Origin of the sequence: Comamonas guangdongensis (assembly GCF_041079535.1) — a bacterium.
GTDB classification, from domain to species: Bacteria; Pseudomonadota; Gammaproteobacteria; order Burkholderiales; family Burkholderiaceae_C; genus Comamonas; species Comamonas guangdongensis.
In genome coordinates, this window is sequence record NZ_JBFYGN010000005.1 from 69,446 (window position 1) to 87,089 (window position 17,644).

The 17,644-nt window shown below is 62.8% G+C and carries 15 protein-coding genes; 9 read left to right on the forward strand and 6 right to left on the reverse strand.

Translation table 11 applies throughout. The annotated features are described in order from the left end of the window. The first annotated feature begins 137 nt into the window (after positions 1–137). The 5 genes from dapC to prmB all read left to right on the forward strand — a co-directional run bounded on the left by dapC (position 138) and on the right by prmB (position 5,765). On the forward strand, positions 138–1,343 hold the full coding sequence (dapC, locus tag AB6724_RS05905) for a succinyldiaminopimelate transaminase (protein ID WP_369337575.1): 1,206 nt from the start codon (positions 138–140) through the stop codon (positions 1,341–1,343). Positions 1,344–1,421: 78 nt separating this feature from the next. Beyond that, on the forward strand, positions 1,422–2,255 hold the full coding sequence (dapD, locus tag AB6724_RS05910; protein ID WP_369337576.1) for a 2,3,4,5-tetrahydropyridine-2,6-dicarboxylate N-succinyltransferase: 834 nt from the start codon (positions 1,422–1,424) through the stop codon (positions 2,253–2,255). A 169-nt stretch (positions 2,256–2,424) separates the two neighbouring features. Continuing rightward, positions 2,425–3,591 (forward strand): PilT/PilU family type 4a pilus ATPase, encoded by a 1,167-nt coding sequence (locus AB6724_RS05915; RefSeq protein ID WP_369337577.1) that lies wholly within the window; start codon positions 2,425–2,427, stop codon positions 3,589–3,591. A gap of 39 nt (positions 3,592–3,630) precedes the next feature. Beyond that, the gene (dapE, locus tag AB6724_RS05920; RefSeq protein WP_369337578.1) at positions 3,631–4,830 is read left to right on the forward strand and encodes a succinyl-diaminopimelate desuccinylase; all 1,200 of its coding nucleotides are present in this window, start codon (positions 3,631–3,633) and stop codon (positions 4,828–4,830) included. Then, on the forward strand, positions 4,827–5,765 hold the full coding sequence (gene prmB / locus AB6724_RS05925; RefSeq protein WP_369337579.1) for a 50S ribosomal protein L3 N(5)-glutamine methyltransferase: 939 nt from the start codon (positions 4,827–4,829) through the stop codon (positions 5,763–5,765). Before dapE ends, prmB begins: the two co-directional genes overlap by 4 nt. Before the next feature lie 67 nt (positions 5,766–5,832). On the opposite strand, the gene AB6724_RS05930 is transcribed toward prmB, so the two are convergent. After that, entirely contained in the window at positions 5,833–6,675 is an 843-nt protein-coding gene (locus tag AB6724_RS05930; protein WP_369337580.1) for a ferritin-like domain-containing protein, read from the reverse strand. A 471-nt stretch (positions 6,676–7,146) separates the two neighbouring features. Here AB6724_RS05930 and abc-f point away from each other — a divergent pair, with 471 nt between their 5' ends. After that, positions 7,147–9,147, forward strand: a complete 2,001-nt coding sequence (gene abc-f / locus AB6724_RS05935; RefSeq protein WP_369337581.1) for a ribosomal protection-like ABC-F family protein — start codon at positions 7,147–7,149, stop codon at positions 9,145–9,147. Positions 9,148–9,849: 702 nt separating this feature from the next. On the opposite strand, the gene phbB is transcribed toward abc-f, so the two are convergent. The 3 genes from phbB to AB6724_RS05950 all read right to left on the reverse strand — a co-directional run bounded on the left by phbB (position 9,850) and on the right by AB6724_RS05950 (position 14,001). Beyond that, positions 9,850–10,587: an acetoacetyl-CoA reductase gene (gene phbB / locus AB6724_RS05940; RefSeq protein ID WP_369337582.1), complete on the reverse strand. Its 738-nt coding sequence runs from the start codon at positions 10,585–10,587 to the stop codon at positions 9,850–9,852. A gap of 212 nt (positions 10,588–10,799) precedes the next feature. Continuing rightward, on the reverse strand, positions 10,800–11,981 hold the full coding sequence (locus tag AB6724_RS05945; protein ID WP_369337583.1) for an acetyl-CoA C-acetyltransferase: 1,182 nt from the start codon (positions 11,979–11,981) through the stop codon (positions 10,800–10,802). Between the two features lie 127 nt (positions 11,982–12,108). Then, complete coding sequence (locus tag AB6724_RS05950; RefSeq protein WP_369337584.1) at positions 12,109–14,001, reverse strand: PHA/PHB synthase family protein; 1,893 nt, start codon at positions 13,999–14,001, stop codon at positions 12,109–12,111. Between the two features lie 180 nt (positions 14,002–14,181). On the opposite strand from AB6724_RS05950, the gene AB6724_RS05955 reads away from it, so the two are divergent. Then, positions 14,182–14,493 carry a hypothetical protein gene (locus AB6724_RS05955; protein ID WP_369337585.1) on the forward strand — a complete coding sequence of 104 codons (312 nt, stop codon included), beginning with the start codon at positions 14,182–14,184 and terminating at the stop codon, positions 14,491–14,493. Here the strand turns inward: AB6724_RS05955 and AB6724_RS05960 are convergent. Then, positions 14,404–15,300, reverse strand: coding sequence for a purine nucleoside phosphorylase YfiH/LACC1 family protein (locus tag AB6724_RS05960; protein WP_369337586.1), 897 nt, complete (start codon positions 15,298–15,300; stop codon positions 14,404–14,406). The genes AB6724_RS05955 and AB6724_RS05960 overlap by 90 nt on opposite strands. Continuing rightward, on the reverse strand, positions 15,297–15,962 hold the full coding sequence (maiA, locus tag AB6724_RS05965) for a maleylacetoacetate isomerase (protein ID WP_369337587.1): 666 nt from the start codon (positions 15,960–15,962) through the stop codon (positions 15,297–15,299). The genes AB6724_RS05960 and maiA overlap by 4 nt, the downstream gene beginning before the upstream one ends. Before the next feature lie 161 nt (positions 15,963–16,123). Here maiA and AB6724_RS05970 point away from each other — a divergent pair, with 161 nt between their 5' ends. Both AB6724_RS05970 and AB6724_RS05975 read left to right on the forward strand, forming a co-directional pair. Beyond that, positions 16,124–16,819: a fumarylacetoacetate hydrolase family protein gene (locus AB6724_RS05970; RefSeq protein ID WP_369337709.1), complete on the forward strand. Its 696-nt coding sequence runs from the start codon at positions 16,124–16,126 to the stop codon at positions 16,817–16,819. Positions 16,820–16,946: 127 nt separating this feature from the next. Continuing rightward, a complete protein-coding gene (locus AB6724_RS05975) occupies positions 16,947–17,507 on the forward strand; it encodes an NUDIX hydrolase (RefSeq protein ID WP_369337588.1) in 561 nt (186 codons plus the stop codon). The last annotated feature ends 137 nt before the right edge of the window (positions 17,508–17,644 follow it).

Below are 17,644 nucleotides of genomic sequence, written 5' to 3' on the forward strand. Positions count from 1 at the left end.
GTTCACGGTAGCGCTGTGCTCTGTCGGTTAGCTTACGTAACAATTTGCAAATTTCCGAGTCCGGTAAACCCGCAAATGCATGCCATATGCACATCCTTTGCTCATGCGCAAATGGCATCAGCCCATAATATGAGTCTATGAACCCCCTGCTCTCGCGCCTCCAGCCCTACCCGTTTGAACGTCTTCGCCAACTGTTCGCCTCCGTGCAGCCGCCTGCCGGAATCCGGCCCATCAGCCTGGGCATAGGCGAGCCGCGCCACCCCACGCCTGCGTTCATCGAACAGGCCCTGAGCAGCGAGCTGCAAGGCCTGTCCGTCTACCCTGCCACGGCCGGCACTGCGGCGCTGCGCGAAGCCTGCGCCCAATGGGCCAACCAGCGCTACGGCATAGCGCTCGATGCAGCCACCCAGGTGCTGCCGGTCAATGGTTCGCGCGAGGCCTTGTTCGCCTTCACCCAGGTGGTCGTGGACAGCAGCCGTCCCGAGGCACGGGTCATCTGCCCCAACCCCTTCTATCAAATCTACGAGGGCGCCACGCTGCTGGCCGGCGCCACGCCCTATTACGCGGCCAGCGACGCAGCGCGCAACTTTGCGGTGAACTGGGATGCCGTGCCCGAGCAGGTCTGGCAGAACACGCAGATGATCTTCGTCTGCTCGCCCGGCAACCCCACGGGCGCGGTGATGCCGCTGTCCGAATGGGAAAAGCTGTTCGCGCTGTCGGACCGCCACGGCTTCGTGATCGCCAGCGACGAGTGCTATAGCGAGATCTACTTCCAGGACGAAGCGCCGCTGGGCGGCCTGGAAGCCGCGCAGAAGCTGGGCCGCCATGATTTCAAGAACCTGGTGATGTTCACCAGCCTCTCCAAGCGCAGCAATGTGCCCGGCCTGCGCAGCGGCTTCGTGGCCGGCGATGCGGCCCTGCTCAAGTCCTTCCTGCTGTATCGCACCTATCACGGCGGCGCCATGAGCCCCGTGGTGCAGAATGCATCGGTGGCTGCCTGGGGCGACGAAGCCCATGTGGTGGAAAACCGCCGCCTGTATCGCGAAAAGTTCGCCCAGGTCACGCCGGTGCTGGCCAAGGTCATGGACGTGAAGCTGCCCGATGCGAGCTTTTACCTCTGGGCAGGCATCCCCTCTGCATTGGGCATGGATGATGCGCAGTTCGCCCGCGAGCTGTATGCTCATACAGGTGTTACAGTGTTGCCGGGCAGCTATCTGGCCCGCGAAGCCCATGGCACGAACCCCGGTGCCAACCGCGTGCGCATGGCTTTGGTCGCCGAAACGGCAGAATGCCTGGAAGCCGCGCAGCGCATTGCCCAGTTCATCGAGAGCCGTAGCCGCTGACAATTCCAAGGCCTGCCATCGCAGGCCTTTTATTCCTCTTCGATTCACCTCAACTTTCGATCTTTGACCGAAAACATCATGACGCAACAACTGCAATCCATCATCGACAACGCCTGGGACAACCGTGCCAATATCTCGCCTTCCGCCGCCCCCAAGGAAGTGGTGGATGCCGTGGAGCATGTGATCGCCGAACTCAACAACGGCAAGCTGCGCGTGGCCTCCCGCGAAGGCGTGGGCCAGTGGACCGTGCACCAGTGGATCAAGAAGGCCGTGCTGCTATCCTTCCGTCTCAAGGACAATGCTCTGATCAAGTCCGGCGACCTGAGCTTCTTCGACAAGGTGCCCACCAAGTTTGAAGGTATGAGCGAAGCCGAGATCGCCGCCACCGGCGTGCGCGTCGTGCCTCCGGCCGTGGCCCGCCGCGGCTCCTTCATCGCCAAGGGCGCCATCCTGATGCCTTCCTATGTGAACATCGGCGCCTATGTGGACGAAGGCACCATGGTCGACACCTGGGCCACCGTGGGCTCCTGCGCCCAAGTGGGCAAGAACGTCCACCTGTCGGGCGGCGTGGGCCTGGGCGGCGTGCTCGAGCCCCTGCAAGCCAACCCCACCATCATCGAAGACAACTGCTTCATCGGCGCGCGCTCCGAAGTCGTCGAAGGCGTGATCGTCGAAGAGAACTCCGTGCTGGGCATGGGCGTGTACATCGGCCAGTCGACACCTCTGTTCAACCGCGAAACCGGCGAAATCAGCTATGGCCGCGTGCCCAGCGGCTCGGTGGTGGTCAGCGGCAACATCCCCAAGAAGGCCAAGGACGGCAAGGACTACTCCATGTACGCGGCCATCATCGTCAAGCGCGTGGATGCCCAGACTCGCTCCAAGACCAGCATCAACGACCTGCTGCGCGACTGATAGCGCGACGAGGCCCTAGCCGCCTCGACGCGACCAAGCCTGCCCGCCTAGGCGCGCAGGCTTTTTTCATGCCCAGGATCAGTGCGCGCGGGCCGCCAGCACGCGGCCCGCATCACAAGACGCTAACATGCGCGGATAGAGAGCTCGCGCATAACAAGCTGAGGAACGAATGAGCACCATGGAAAAAATTCTGCGTCTGATGGCCGAAAAGAATGCCTCGGACGTGTATCTGTCGGCCCGCGCCCCGGCGCTGATCAAGATCAACGGCGTCTGCGTTCCCATCAACAACCAGGAACTGCCCCCCGAAGCTCCGCTGGCCCTGCTGGCCGAAGTCGTGACGCCGGCCGCGATCGAGGAGCTCAAGCAGAAGCACGAGCTCAATATCGCGATTCCCATCAGCGGCATAGGTCGCTTCCGTATCAGCGCCATGCGCCAGCGCGGCAGCTATGCGGTGGTGATTCGCTATATCTCGCTGCAAGTGCCCACGCGCGACAGCCTGAACCTGCCTCCGGTCCTCAGCAATCTGATCATGGAAAAGCGCGGGCTGGTGCTGGTGGTGGGCGCCACGGGCTCGGGCAAGAGCACCAGCCTGGCCGCCATGATCGAGGAGCGCAATACCAAGCTCACGGGCCACATCCTCACGGTGGAAGACCCTATCGAATTCCAGTTCCGCAGCAAGAAGTCCATCGTCAACCAGCGCGAGGTGGGCACCGATACCGACTCGCTGCACACCGCCCTCAAGAACGCGCTGCGCCAGGCGCCCGACGTGATCCTGATCGGCGAAATCCGCGACCGCGAGACCATGTCCGCCGCCCTGGCCTATGCGCAATCGGGCCATCTATGCCTGGCCACGCTGCACGCCAACAACAGTTACCAGACGCTCAACCGCATACTGTCATTCTTCCCCGAGGAGGTGCGCCCCACCATGCTGGGCGAGCTGGCCGCCTCGCTCAAGGCCGTGATCTCCCAGCGCCTGGTGCGCACCGTCACGGGCTCGCGCGTGCCGGCCGTGGAAGTCATGCTCAACACCAAGCTGATAGGCGACATGATTCTGCGCGGCGACTTCGCCGGAGTGAAGGAAGCCATGGAGAAATCCATGGCCGAAGGCTCGCAAACCTTTGAGGATGCGCTGTCCGCCCTGGTGTGCAGTGGCACAATTGAGCGCAGCGAAGCGCTGGCCTATGCCGATTCGCCCACCAATCTGATGTGGCGCCTGGACCATGACCTCAACCATGCCTCGCGCCCCAGCGCACCGGAAAGCCCCGATGTGATGCTACCCGGCGATGACGATATGCCGTCGTTCACGGAAATCACCCTGGATGTCAAGCCCGCCTGAAACGGCAACCCTGACATCGTTTTAGTTTGAAGCCCCTCCATGTCCCGCACCCTGCAACTGACCGAGCAGCTCATCAGCCTGCCCTCTGTCACCCCCGAAGACGCCGGCTGCCTTGAGCTGCTGGCCGATGCCCTGACGCCCATGGGCTTTGCCTGCGAGAGGCTGGACAGCGGCCCCGAAGATTTCCGCGTGCGCAATCTGTGGGCCAAGCGCATCTCGGCCCACAGCCCGGCGGCGCCCGGTGCCATTCATTCCGACAGGCCCGTGCTGGTGTTCGCCGGCCATACCGATGTCGTGCCTCCGGGCCCGCTCAAGGAATGGAGCAGCCCGCCGTTTGTGCCCATGCACCGCGACGGCCGCCTCTACGGCCGTGGCGCCAGCGATATGAAGACCTCCATCGCCGCCTTCGTCGTGGCGCTGGAAGAGTTTCTGCTCGCCACGTCCGAGCCGGCCTTCGACATTGCCCTGTTGCTGACCAGCGACGAGGAAGGTCCGTCCGTGGACGGCACCAAGGTCGTGGTCGAGGAGCTCAGAAAGCGCGGCGAGCGCCTGGACTGGTGCATCGTGGGCGAGCCCACCTCGGTGAAGCAGACCGGCGACATGATCAAGAACGGCCGCCGCGGCACCATGAGCGGCAAGCTCACCGTCAACGGCGTGCAAGGCCATATCGCCTACCCGCAGCTGGCGCGCAACCCGATTCACGAGGCCCTGCCCGCGCTGGCCGAACTCGCGGCCACGGTCTGGGACCGCGGCAATGAATTCTTTCAGCCCACCAGCTGGCAGATCAGCAATATCCACGGCGGCACCGGAGCCAGCAATGTGATTCCCGGCCATGTGGTGATCGATTTCAACTTCCGCTTCTGCACCGAATCCAGCTCGGAGTCGCTGCAAAAGCGCGTGCACGAGGTGCTGGACCGCCACGGCCTGGAATATTCGCTGGTCTGGACCATAGGCGGCCAGCCTTTCCTGACCACGCCCGGCACTCTGGTCGGCGCGGTGCAGGCCGCCATCAAGGACGAAACCGGACTGGATACCGAACTCTCGACCACGGGCGGCACCAGCGACGGGCGCTTCATCGCCCAGATCTGCCCCCAGGTCATCGAGATGGGCCCGCCCAACGCCAGCATCCACAAGATCGACGAACACATTGCCGTGGCCGATATCGAGCCGCTCAAGAACATCTACCGCAAGACGCTGGAACAACTCCAGCGCCAGCAGACCAGCCCGCAGACCGCATGAGCAACAGCACCACCTCTCAAATCTCCGGCGCCACGATTGCCGCCCTGATTGCCAGCGGCGCGCAGGCGCTGACCGCGGCCGCAGTGGCCTTCGGCCACGGCACGGCCACGGCCGAGGACGAGGCCGCCTGGCTCACGCTCTGGAAGCTGGGCCTGCCGCTGGACAGCGAACTCACGCCGGGCGCCCCGGAATCCGTCGCAGATCAGGCCGTCACCAAGGAGCAGCAAGCGCAGGTAGCCATGCTTTTTGAGGAGCGCATCCGTACGCGCAAGCCCGCCGCCTACCTGACCCGCGAGGCCTGGCTGGTGGGTGTGCCTTTCTACGTCGACGAGCGCTCCATCGTTCCGCGCAGCTTCATCGCCGAGCTGCTGGCCGACGGCAGCATAGACGGCTGGCTCTCGGACAAGACCCTGCAGGTGCTGGATCTGTGCACCGGCAACGGCTCCCTGGCCTGCCTGGCCGCCATGGCCTACCCCGAGGTCAGCGTCACGGGCGCCGACATCTCGCAGGATGCCCTGGCCGTAGCCCGCATCAATGTGGACAAGCACGGGCTGCAGCAGCGCGTGAAGCTGGTGGAAAGCGATGGACTGAGCCAGCTGCCCGGCCCCTGGGACCTGGTGCTGTGCAACCCGCCCTATGTGAACGCCGACAGCATGAGCAAGCTGCCCGCCGAGTACCAGGCCGAGCCCGAGCTGGCCCTGGCCGGCGGCCGTGACGGCATGGACTTCATCCGCCAGCTGTTCCAGGACCTGCCTGCACGCCTGAACAAGGAAGCCGTGGTGATTCTGGAAATCGGCAATGAAAAGCCGTTCTTCGAGGCCGCCTTCCCCGATCTGCCCGTGTTCTGGCTCGACACCAGCTCGGGCGACGAGCAGGTGCTCTTGATCACCGAAGAGGCGCTGCGCCACTGGTCAAACCACGACCTGCCACGCTAGACATTCGCAGCGGCCAAGCCAAAAGGCCCGGAATATCCGGGCCTTTTTCATTCTGCGCCAGCTTCCATCAGTGAGACATCACGCGTGTCGCCAGCTTGGAGATCGGCGTGCGGATCAGCCCCTCCACGCGCGCGGGCAGCAGCATAGGCTTGAGCAGCATGCGCACCGCGAGATCGGCCGGCAGGCGCCGGCTCACCAGCTCGTAGATATGCCGGGCCAGGTCTTCGAAACGCCTGCCGCTGTTAGCGAAATAACGGCCCTTGTGCGCCCAGACATGGCGCAGCGCGATGTCCGAATCGCTCTCGCGCAACTCCTTGAGCCGTCCATACAAAGCCCCGGCAATGCGCATGCGCCCCACGGGCGACTGGCCCTGCAGTTGCTTGAAATACTTGAGGAAATGCTTGTAGTGGCTGACCTCGTCGCTGCGGATATTGTCCAGCAGCCCCGTCAGCACCGGCTCGTCGCTGAGTTCGCGCAGCGTGTGATAGTAAGCCGTGGTGCCGGTCTCCACCACGCAGCGCGCCACCATTTCCAGGCGCTGGTCGGGGTAGAGCTCCTCCATGGTGCAGAGCTTGGAATATTCGGCAAAAAAGCTGTCATAGGCCTGCTGCCAGGGAAATTCGGGCCAGACGGTCTCCACATAGACGCGCAGGGACTGGCCGTGCTGCAGTTCCTCGGCCTCCCAGTGGTCCTTGAGCCAGGACGCAATCTCCGGATAGGCCGCATAGTGCTCGGCGAGATTGGTGGCATAGGTATCGGAGCCGGTTTCGACAAAGGAAGCACTCATCAGCAGAAAGAACAGGTCTTCATTGTTCTCGACCGCCGCACGATCAATCTCGGCAAAAGCGATATCTTCAATGCGCCAATGAGGAGAGCCGCTCTGGCTTGAATAGGACAGGTTTTGCTGCATCAGTTGTTAGACCCGTTATATCAGCGAACAAGTTAATTATTTAATTAAAGATACGCCATCCAGCGAGGCCTTCCGCCCGATCCATGCCGGATCGAACCAACATTACAACCTGCTAACAATTCTTCAAATACCCCCGGCGCAATCCCTTACTCGCCTCGCCGTTCCAATTAAATGTTCCACGCCATTTCATCACAGTCTTGAAGGGCAGCCCAATTTCGTCCATGCGGCCCAATGACTGCCAGCCCAAACGACTGGCGCCCGGCTCCAACTCTGCGTTTCTGGATTAAAGCCGCGAGGCAAAGCTGCATTATCGAAAAATACCAAGGCAGTATAGGCGCAGAGATCGTCGCGCCTGGGACCGGATGGCAGCGGCAGTACTAGCTGAGGCCTGCGGCTCCCGCGTCCACACCGCGGCCACAATCCCAACACAAACCGGCCTGCACCCAATCGCTGGGATAATCGGGCCCAGTCATGATCAGCCTCAAGAACATCATCCTGCGCCGCGGCACCCGCGTGCTGCTGGACAACGCCTCCATCACCATCAATCCCGGCGAATCCGTGGGCCTTGTCGGCCGCAACGGCGCAGGCAAATCCACCCTGTTTGCCCTGCTCAATGGCTCGCTCCATGAAGACGGCGGTGATTTTTTCATCCCCGCGCAATGGCGCATGGCCCAGGTCGCCCAGCACATGCCGGAGACCGACGAGTCCGCCACCCAGTTTGTGCTGGACGGCGACACCCGCCTGGCCGAAGTCACGGCCCAGCTGGCAGCGGCTGAAAAGTCGGGTGACGGCATGGCGATTGCCCAGGCCCATGCCGACCTCGCCGATGCCGGCGCCCATGATGCCGTGTCGCGCGCCCAGTCGCTGATTCTGGGCCTGGGCTTCAAGGTGTCCGAGCTCGATCACCCCGTCAACAGCTTCTCGGGCGGTTGGCGCATGCGATTGCAGCTGGCCCGCGCGCTGATGTGCCCCTCGGATCTGCTGCTGCTGGACGAACCGACCAACCACCTGGATCTGGACGCCCTGGTCTGGCTGGAAGCCTGGCTCAAGCGCTACCCCGGCACGCTGATCACCATCAGCCACGACCGCGAGTTTCTCGATGCCATCACCAATGTCACCCTGCATATCGAAAATGCACGACTGACACGCTACGGCGGCAATTACAGCAAGTTCGAAGAGCTGCAGGCCCTGCAGCTGGAGCAGCAGCAGGCCGCCTTCGAGCGCCAGCAGGACAAGATTGCCCATCTGCAGAAGTTCATCGACCGCTTCAAGGCCAAGGCCACCAAGGCCAAGCAGGCGCAAAGCCGGGTCAAGCAGATCGAGCGCATGGAAAAGATCGCGCCCGTGCTCGCAGCCGCCGAATTCACCTTCGAATTCAAGGAGCCCGCCAATCTACCCAATCCCATGCTGGCCATCACCGATGCGGCTTTCGGCTATGAGGATGAGGACGGCAACCAGACCACCATCCTGCAGGGCGTCAACCGCTCCGTGCTGGCAGGCCAGCGCATCGGCATTCTGGGTGCCAACGGTCAGGGTAAATCCACGCTGGTCAAGACCATTGCGCGCGAGATGAAGGCGCTGGCCGGCAAGGTGACCGAGGGCAAGGGCCTGAACATAGGCTACTTTGCCCAGCAGGAGCTGGACGTGCTGCGCCCCGGCGAGAACCCGCTGGAGCACATGATCCGTCTGGCCAAGGAGGTCGGCGACGCGGGCAACTCGGCCCGCGAGCAGGATCTGCGCAACTACCTGGGTACCTTCAATTTCAGCGGCGACATGGTCAAGCAGAACGTGGGCAGCATGAGCGGCGGCGAAAAAGCCCGCCTGGTGCTGGCCATGATCGTCTGGCAACGCCCCAATCTGCTGCTGCTGGACGAGCCCACCAACCACCTGGACCTGGCCACGCGCGAAGCCCTGGCCATGGCCATCAATGACTTTGACGGCACCGTGATGCTGGTCTCCCACGACCGTCACCTGCTGCGCGCCGTCTGCGAGGACTTCTGGATGGTGGGACGCGGCAAGGTCGGCCCGTTTGACGGCGACCTGGACGACTACCAGCGCTATCTGCTGGAAGAGTCCAAGCGCTTGCGCGAGGAAGCCCGTCTGGCCGACCAGGGCGGCCAGACGGCCGAAGCATATCGAGCCCTGGCGCCCGCCGGGGCGACCGTCCCCCAGGCCGAGACCAGCGTCGATCCCAGAGAGGCCCGGCGCCTGGCTGCAGCGGCCCGCCAGCAACTGGCCGACAAGACCAAGCCCTTCAAGAAGGAGCTGGAGCAGATCGACAAGCGCCTGCCAAAGTTGGGCCATGAACGCAGCGCGCTGGAGGAGAAACTGGCCATGCCTGGCCTGTCCGGCACCGATATTGCCGAGGCCGGACGCCAGCTCAAAACGCTCAACGATGAGATCGAGCTGCTCGAGGAGCGCTGGCTGGAGCTCTCGGAGCAGATCGAGGCCCTGGCCGCAGAAGCCAATTAAAAACAGCGGCTGGCGCAGATCAGATCTGCGTTAGCCGCTATGTTTTTATTCAGCTCGACGTCCGACTGACAACATCGTCAAACCCTGCTTGCATTTTTTTGCGGTTTTTCTTCGACCTTCGGTCAACCTGCACCCACGGCCCTGCGTTGAACACGCAAAGGAGTGAAGCGCAATGACCAACACTGTTATCGACACTGCAAAAGCCCAGGCAACCGGCATGTCTCTGATGGCTTGGCCCTGGGACGAGCGTGACCGCAAGCGCACGCCCCGCGTTGCAGCCTGAGTCCATAACTGGATAAAAGAACAGCAAAAAATTTTGGAAATGCTGTCAACGAGCTGAACCGCTCAAGCGTTGTACAGGCAAACAGGAGAAATTCCCCATGCAAACCACCAACATCATGTCCATCTGGCCCGAAGACGAACGCGACCGCAAGCGTTAAGCGCTTGCCAGCAATACCGGAGCAGGTATTGCGGCCAGGTGCCTATGCAGCAAGGCACTGATCGGCGAACTTGAAGCACAAGTACCGCGACCTTGCTGCAGGCCACCATCTCAGTGGCATGTTTCAAAAAATCCACGCCAAACCCGCTTCTTGCGGGTTTTGTCATTTAGGGCTTTTCGATGCCAAGCCATTGCAAGTCAAGCGCCGACCGATATAAAAAAAGGAGCGCGAAGCTCCTTTTTTGGTCGCGGCCGAAAAAGGCCTAGTGCATGTGCAGGCCACCATTGACGGCAAAATCCGCACCTGTGGAATAGCTGCCCTCTTCGGAAGCCAGCCAGGAGATGATGGAGGCAATTTCGCTGGGCTCGCCCAGTCGCTTGACGGGCACGCCGGCCACGATCTTGTCCAGCACATCGGGACGGATGGCCTTGACCATGTCGGTACCGATATAGCCGGGGCTCACGGTATTCACCGTCACACCCTTGGCCGCCAGCTCCTGCGCCAGCGCCATGGTGAAGCCATGCATGCCGGCCTTGGCCGCCGAGTAGTTGGTCTGGCCGGCCTGCCCCTTGGCGCCGTTGACCGAGCTGATATTGATGATCCGGCCCCAGCCCTTTTCAACCATGTCGCCCACCACCTGTTTGGTGACGTTGAACATGGAGTTGAGGTTGGTTTCGATCACCGACTTCCAGTCATCGGGCGTCATCTTGATGAACATGCGGTCACGCGTGATACCCGCATTGTTCACCAGCACATCGATGCTGCCGTGTTCGGCCTTGGTCTGGTTGAAGGCCTCGACGGTGGAGCCCCAGTCGCCCACATTGCCGACCGATGCATAAAACGTATAACCCTGAGCCTTTTGCTCGTCCAGCCACTTTTGGAAGTCGCGCGATGGGCCGCAGCCCGCGATCACCTTGAAGCCATCCTTATGCAAACGCTGGCAAATCGCGGTACCGATACCACCCATGCCTCCCGTGACGTACGCTACTTTCTGTCCCATTCTTGCCTCCTGTCAATCAAGGGTTATTTCACGATCACACTATCAGGGATAGACAGTCATTAGCTGCTTATCCTCCGGATCGGCCTGCACCCACCTGCCGGCACTTCCGGCGGAAAACAGGGTTTGAGCCGACCCGAACTCTTTCATCTATCGATCTTCGCCGAGAATGCGCAGCAAGGATTTGCCACGCATCAAGCACCCGGCCCCGGCTATCAGCAAGCCTCGAGAGCCATGGCGACACCCATGCCGCCACCAATGCACAGACCGGCCAAGCCCTTCTTGGCACCACTGCGCTGCATTTCGTGCAGCAGGGTCACCAGAATGCGGCAGCCCGAGGCGCCGATGGGATGGCCGATGGCGATGGCGCCGCCGTTGACATTGACCTTGGCCGCATCGATGCCCAGTTCCTGGTTTACGGCACAGGCTTGTGCGGCAAACGCTTCGTTGAGTTCGAACAGATCCACATCGGCGGCCGTCCAGCCCGCGCGGTCCAGAGCCTTGCGCGTTGCATAGATCGGTCCCAGGCCCATGACTTCGGGCGCCAGACCGCTGGTCGCATAGGAAACAATCCTGGCCAGGGGCTTGAGGCCCAGGGCCTTGGCCTTGGCGGCGCTCATGACCACCACGGCGGCCGCACCGTCATTCAGGCCCGAGGCATTGCCGGCCGTCACCGAGCCGGCCTTGTCGAAAGCGGGCTTGAGCGTGGCCAGCACATCGGCGTTGGTCTTGCGGTTGATGTACTCGTCGCTATCAAAGACGATAGCGTCGCCCTTGCGCTGGGGAATGCTCACGGGCACGATTTCGCTCTTGAACTTGCCTGCGTCCTGAGCGGCCGCGGCCTTTTGCTGGCTGGCCAGCGCCAGCGCATCCTGCTGGGCACGGCTGACCTGCTTTTCCTTGGCCACGTTTTCGGCCGTGATGCCCATGTGGTACTGGTTGTAGACGTCCCAGAGGCCGTCGACGATCATGGTGTCCACCAGCTTCCAGTCGCCCATGCGCTGGCCGTCACGCGAGCCCGGCAGAGTATGGGGGGCCAGGCTCATGTTCTCCTGGCCGCCGGCCACCACGATCTCGCTGTCGCCCGTGGCCACGGCCTGGGCGGCCAGCATCACGGCCTTCAGGCCCGATCCGCAGACGGCGTTGATGGTCAAGGCCGGAGTTTCCTTGGCAATGCCTGCGGCCATCATGGCCTGGCGCGCGGGATTCTGGCCGGCGCCGGCCGTGAGCACCTGGCCCATGATGACTTCACCCACCTGATCCTTGCTCACCTTGGCGCGGGCCAGGGCTTCGCTGATCACGGTCGCGCCCAGCTGCGTGGCAGGAATCTTGGCCAGAGAGCCGCCGAATTTGCCTACTGCCGTACGCACGGCGGAAACGATAACGATGTCTTCCATGATGACGAACCTTTCTAGGTTTCTTTCCCTTGATGCATGAACGCAGGCCGGAGCATGTTCATCGTGCCACCGGCGCCCACCTATTGCAATGCGGTTGCTGCACTGCAATATGGAAGCTCATTGTGCCTCAGGCCTTTGCCAGAACATAGCGTCCCGGAGCATCTTCAATGGCGGCATAGGCGCGTGCGCGGCCATAGCTCTTGGGCGCGGCAATCTGTGTGCCCGCATGGCCGCCCAGCCATTCGCTCCAGTCGGTCCACCAACTGCCCGGATACTCGCAGGAGCCGGCCAGCCACTCCTGCAGCGTGGCCGGGAACTTCCCGTCCTCGCGCAGCCAGTGGCTGCGCTTGTTCTTGGCCGGTGGGTTGATGACGCCGGCGATATGGCCCGAAGCTCCCATCGCGAAGCGCAGCTCGCCGCCCAGCACCTGGGAAGAGGCATAGGCCGCCCCCACGGGCACGATATGGTCGTCGCGAGAGCCATAGATGTAGACGGGCATCTTGAGCTGGCTCATGTCGATCTTTTCGCCGCAGACGGTGAGCGCACCCGGCTTGATCAGGCTGTTTTCTAGGTAGAGATGGCGCAGATACCAGGCGTAGAACGGGCCGGGCAGATTGGTCGAATCGCTGTTCCAGTACAGCAGGTCGAACGGCGGCGGGGTCTCGCCCTTGAGGTAATTGCCCACCACATAGTTCCAGACCAGATCGTTGGGGCGCAGAAAGCTGAAGGTGGACGCCATGTCCTGGCCCTTCATGAGACCGCTCTTGCCCATCTGCATCTCGCGAAAGCGCACCACGTTTTCGTCGATGAAGATATCGAGAATGCCGGTATCGCGGAAATCGATCAGCGTGGTCAGCAGCGTCATGCTGGCCACCGGGAAAGGCCTGGATTCGGGCTTGGCCGTGGCCCGTGCACTCGTCTTCGCCGCGGCGGAACGGCTGCGCGCAGCCTTAGCCGCGGGCGCACGTCCCTGTTCGCGTGCATGGCGCGCTGCCAGCACGCCCATGGCCGTGGACAGCATGGTGCCGCCCACGCAAAAGCCCAGCACATTGATCTGCGGCGCCTCGCAAATGTCCTGCACCGTGCTCACGGCCTTGAGCACACCGTCCTCGATATAGTCGTCCCAGGTCTTGTGACCCAGGCTCTCGTCGGGGTTGCGCCAGCTGACCACGAAAGTACGGTGACCCTGGCTGACCGCATAGCGGATGAGGGAGTTGTCGGGCTGCAGATCGAGGATGTAGAACTTGTTGATGCAGGGCGGCACCATGAGAAAAGGCTTCTCGTAGACCTTGGCCGTCAGCGGCTTGTATTCGATGAGCTGGAACAGCTCGTTCTCGAATATCACGGCACCCTCGGTGGTCGCCACGTTCTTGCCCACGGTGAACAGACTCTCGTCGGTCATGGACACATGGCCCTGGCGCATATCGGCCAGCAGATTGGAGATACCCTGAGCCAGGCTCTCCCCCTTGGTCTCCACCACCTTGTGCAACGCATCCGCGTTGAGCGCCAGAAAATTGCTGGGCGCCATGGCGGCCACCCATTGCTCGACCGCAAAGCGCACGCGGTTGCGCGTCTTGTCGTCGCCCTGCACGGCTTCGGCCATGCCCATCAGCATGCGGCTGCCCAGCAGATAGTTGGCGGCCGTGACGGCGGCCAGAGGATTTTCCGCCCACTCGGTGGCCGCAAAGCGCTTGTCCTTGGCCAGCATGGCTTGCACCGAATGATTGTCTGCCAGCGACTGCACGGCGCTCAGGTACTCCTGCTGCAGACCCTGCAACTGGGCGGCATCGAACTGCAGCGCCGTGCCCGCAGCCGCCTGCGGCATGGCCGATTGCATGGCTTCCATCAGGCCATGCCAGGGATTGCCGGCGGTAGCCCCCCCTGCCGCCGGCCAGTCGGCCAGCCCTGCTGGCGCCGCCGAACCCATTTGCTGCAGGCTTTGAAGGCTGCGGCTCCACTGTTCCTGCCAAAACTGTTGAATGGACTGGCCGGTCTGGCCCCAGAGTGGGTCAAAATTCATGCTTACATCCTAGTCAAGGCATGATCTGCTCTTTTCGAAGCCCGGATCATGCGGAATCTGCAATACGGCTGACGCTTTGCATTGTCACCTATGTAGCTGCATGCTTTGACGAAAAACGCTTACTGAAAACCCCATGTGAAGCCGCGACGCGGAGCGCATGGACCGAACCCGACACCGCTTATGTATCTGGTTGCCATTGCCTGGGCCTATGTCACCGTCATGATGGCCATTGCCGAAGCCGCCAGCCCCGGCGGCACGCTGCTGGGCGCCTTCTTCACGCTGCTGCTGTATGGCGTGCTGCCGCTGTCCATCGTGCTCTACATACTGGGCACGCCGGCGCGCAAGCGCCGCATCAAGGCGCGCCAGCAAACGCCGGCCGACAGCGGCAGCGTCCAGGCAGCTTCAAACGCCAGCGTCGCGCCAGATGCAGGCGGCCAGACGCCCGCTGCTGCCCAGCCGCCCGGCGTCGCGCCGGTGCGAGAAGAAGCTTGAGGCATTGCTCACGGTACACCAGCGCTGGCTGCCGTCATTGCCGTAGACCGCGGCAATCCCCATGACCGCGAGGCGCTGACGTGCGAGCCGCGGCAGATCGGCCAGATACTTGCCCTGCGCGGCGCCAGGCCTGAAGTGGCGCGCGGCCGTCGGGTCATGGGCCAGAAAAGCCTCGCGCACCTCGACTCCAACCTCGAAAGCCTCGGTACCTATGCACGGCCCCAGCCAGGCCTGGGTATGGGCCGCAATCTCGGCAGCGGATTTGATGGCCGTCTGCTCAGACGCTTCCCGGACCTTCCCGCAAAAAGCCTCGAACAGTGTCTCCAGCACGCCCATGGGCAACGGGCCTTCGTCTCGCACACGACCGGGCGGCATGCCCGCCAGGCCGCGCCAGCCCGCATGGGCTGCTCCCACGACAAGCCCCGAATCATGGGCCAACAACACGGGCAGGCAGTCCGCCACCATGATGGTGCAGACCACACCGGCATCGGCGGTCACGCAGGCATCGAAGGCCGCTCCCTCGGACGCCGCCACATTGGCGGCATCCAGCGCCAGCACCTCCACTCCATGGACCTGCTGCAGAAAAGCCGTGCAAGCACCGGGCGTCTCGCGCCGGATCGCCGCGGCCAGCAGCTCCCGGTTGCGGCGCACATGCTCGGACTCGTCACCCACATGATCGCCGAGGTTCAGACTACCCCAGGGCTGGGCGCTGACCCCGCCCTCACGCGAGGTGCATACCGCATGTACGCCGGGCAAGGCGGGCCAGTCGGGCACCAGCCAGGAGGCCGGCCAGGCGTCGCCCGTCATTCCGCGTCCGGGCAAGCCGAGGGATGGGCCAGCTGGAACGCCGGCAAGGCATTGCAGCGCTCGACCACTCCCATCAGACGCGGCAGGCCCTCGAGGCTCACGTTGAAGCGCTGGGCATTGAAGACCTGGGGAATCAGGCAGCACTCGGCCAGCGTGGGTGTGTCGCCCCAGCAGAACGGGGATGGCGGCAGGCCATCGGCCTGGCGCTCGGCGTCCAGCAGCGTCAGTTGGCGCTCGAAGGCTTCGAGGCCCGAGCGTGCCCAGTGCGCATACCAGCCCGTCTTGGCCTCGTCGCCCACTCCGAGCTCGTGCACCAGGTACTTGAGCACGCGCAGATTGTTGAGCGGATGTATCTCGCAGGCCACCATCTGCGCCAGCGCCCGCACATGGGCCCGGCCCAGAGCATCGCGCGGCAGCAGCGGTGTTTCGGCATGGGTCTCATCGAGATATTCGATGATGGCCATGGACTGGGTCAGCCAGTGGCCGTCATCGGTGATCAGCGAAGGCACCAGAGCATCGCCCACATGGGCGGCATAGGCCGGCGCCTTTTGCTCGCCGCGCACCAGGTGCACGGGCAGAGAATCATAGGGCAGGCCCTTGAGATGCAGCGCGATGCGCACGCGGTAGGAGGCCGATGAGCGGAAGTAGGTATGCAGCTTCATGATATGTGCAGCATAGCGCGCACCGGAACCTGTGTAAGCGGTTTCGGGTCGGGATACGTAAAAGCCGTCACGCATCTGCCCGCCGAAACCGTCACTCCATGGCACACTGTTTGTCACATCAACCAATGCTGATTCCAGCGCGTGTTTTTGCCGAGGACTTCATGAGCTACGTGTTCAATCCCCCTGCCGTTGCCAGCCTGCCCGTTCTGGGCCGTGGCGAGCGCTTTCCCATTCACCGCATTTACTGCGTGGGCCGCAACTATGAGGAGCATGCCAAGGAAATGGGCTTTACGGGCCGCGAGCCGCCGTTCTTCTTTCTGAAACCGGCCGATGCCGTGGTCGCAGTGGAAGCCGGCAGCACCGCCGAGGTCGACTACCCCACGCTGACCCAGAATCTGCACCATGAGATCGAACTCGTGGTCGCCATCGGCAAGGGCGGCAAGAACATCAAGGCCGCCGACGCGCTGCAGCATATCTACGGCTACGCCGTGGGTCTGGACATGACGCGCCGTGACCTGCAAAACGAAATGAAAAAACAGGGCCGGCCCTGGTGCATAGGCAAGGCCTTCGAGCAGTCGGCTCCCATCGGCCCCATCACCCCTGCAGCTCAGGCCGGCGACATCGTCAACGCCGAGATTTCCCTGCAGGTCAACGGCGCAGACCGCCAGCGCAGCCATATCAACAAGCTGATCTGGAATATCGCCGAGACCATAGAGCACCTGTCCGCGGCCTGGGAGCTGCAGCCCGGCGATCTGATCATGACCGGCACCCCCGAAGGCGTGGCTGCCGTCGTCCGAGGCGATGTGCTTGAAGGCGCCGTCGCGGGGCTGACCCCCATCAAGCTGCAGATCGTCTAAGACTCCGCTGCGCACCGGCCTATGGCGTCAAGGGGGTTGAACCGAGCTTTTTGGTCAACTCCCTTTTTCATAGCTTGCAGTGCCTGTTGTGCCTGCGCTTGTGGGCCATATTGCTTATAGTGCTGGAATGATTTTCCGCAGCCCCATCAAGTTCTGCCGCAATTGCGGCACCGCAGTCACCTACCGCGTTCCCGACGATGGGGACACGCGCGAGCGTGCTGTCTGCCCGGCCTGCGGCACCATTCATTATGAAAATCCGCTCAATGTGGTGGGCACCCTGCCCGTGATGGATGACGGACGCGTTCTGCTGTGCAAGCGCAATATCGAGCCGCGCTACGGCAAATGGACGCTGCCGGCCGGTTTTATGGAACTGGCCGAAACCACCAGCGGCGGCGCACAGCGCGAAACCGACGAGGAAGCCGGTGCCGATATCGAGATGGGGCGTCTGTTTTCCGTGATCAACGTGCCTCAGGTCGGCCAGGTGCATTTCTTCTACCTGGCCCGGCTCAAAAGCGAGCAGTGCTACCCCGGCCCCGAGACCCTGGAGGCCAGGCTCTTTGCCGAGGCCGAGATTCCGTGGGAGGAAATCGCCTTCCGCACCGTCAAGGCGACCCTGGAGCGCTATTTCGCCGACCGCAAGGCCAGACAGCTGGACAACGGGCATATCCACTGCATCGACCTCGCCTGAGCGCCAGTAAGGCCCGAAGTACAACCCGCTTTGACGCTTGCCGGCTCTTGCCCGGCCGGCAAGCGCGCTGCTCGCGCACGGCCATAGCCGCGGCAGCATTGAAACGCTGACGCCCGAGACCGCTCTGCGCCCGGGCA

Coding starts and splice junctions, on each gene's coding strand:
- dapC (WP_369337575.1), top strand. CDS start 138: ATGAACCCCCTGCTCTCGCGCCTCCAGCCCTACCCGTTTGAACGTCTT.
- abc-f (WP_369337581.1), top strand. CDS start 7,147: ATGATCAGCCTCAAGAACATCATCCTGCGCCGCGGCACCCGCGTGCTG.
- AB6724_RS05915 (WP_369337577.1), top strand. CDS start 2,425: ATGAGCACCATGGAAAAAATTCTGCGTCTGATGGCCGAAAAGAATGCC.
- AB6724_RS05975 (WP_369337588.1), top strand. CDS start 16,947: ATGATTTTCCGCAGCCCCATCAAGTTCTGCCGCAATTGCGGCACCGCA.
- AB6724_RS05945 (WP_369337583.1), bottom strand. CDS start 11,981: ATGGAAGACATCGTTATCGTTTCCGCCGTGCGTACGGCAGTAGGCAAA.
- AB6724_RS05970 (WP_369337709.1), top strand. CDS start 16,124: ATGAGCTACGTGTTCAATCCCCCTGCCGTTGCCAGCCTGCCCGTTCTG.
- phbB (WP_369337582.1), bottom strand. CDS start 10,587: ATGGGACAGAAAGTAGCGTACGTCACGGGAGGCATGGGTGGTATCGGT.
- AB6724_RS05955 (WP_369337585.1), top strand. CDS start 14,182: ATGTATCTGGTTGCCATTGCCTGGGCCTATGTCACCGTCATGATGGCC.
- AB6724_RS05950 (WP_369337584.1), bottom strand. CDS start 14,001: ATGAATTTTGACCCACTCTGGGGCCAGACCGGCCAGTCCATTCAACAG.
- AB6724_RS05960 (WP_369337586.1), bottom strand. CDS start 15,300: ATGACGGGCGACGCCTGGCCGGCCTCCTGGCTGGTGCCCGACTGGCCC.
- dapD (WP_369337576.1), top strand. CDS start 1,422: ATGACGCAACAACTGCAATCCATCATCGACAACGCCTGGGACAACCGT.
- AB6724_RS05930 (WP_369337580.1), bottom strand. CDS start 6,675: ATGCAGCAAAACCTGTCCTATTCAAGCCAGAGCGGCTCTCCTCATTGG.
- maiA (WP_369337587.1), bottom strand. CDS start 15,962: ATGAAGCTGCATACCTACTTCCGCTCATCGGCCTCCTACCGCGTGCGC.
- dapE (WP_369337578.1), top strand. CDS start 3,631: ATGTCCCGCACCCTGCAACTGACCGAGCAGCTCATCAGCCTGCCCTCT.
- prmB (WP_369337579.1), top strand. CDS start 4,827: ATGAGCAACAGCACCACCTCTCAAATCTCCGGCGCCACGATTGCCGCC.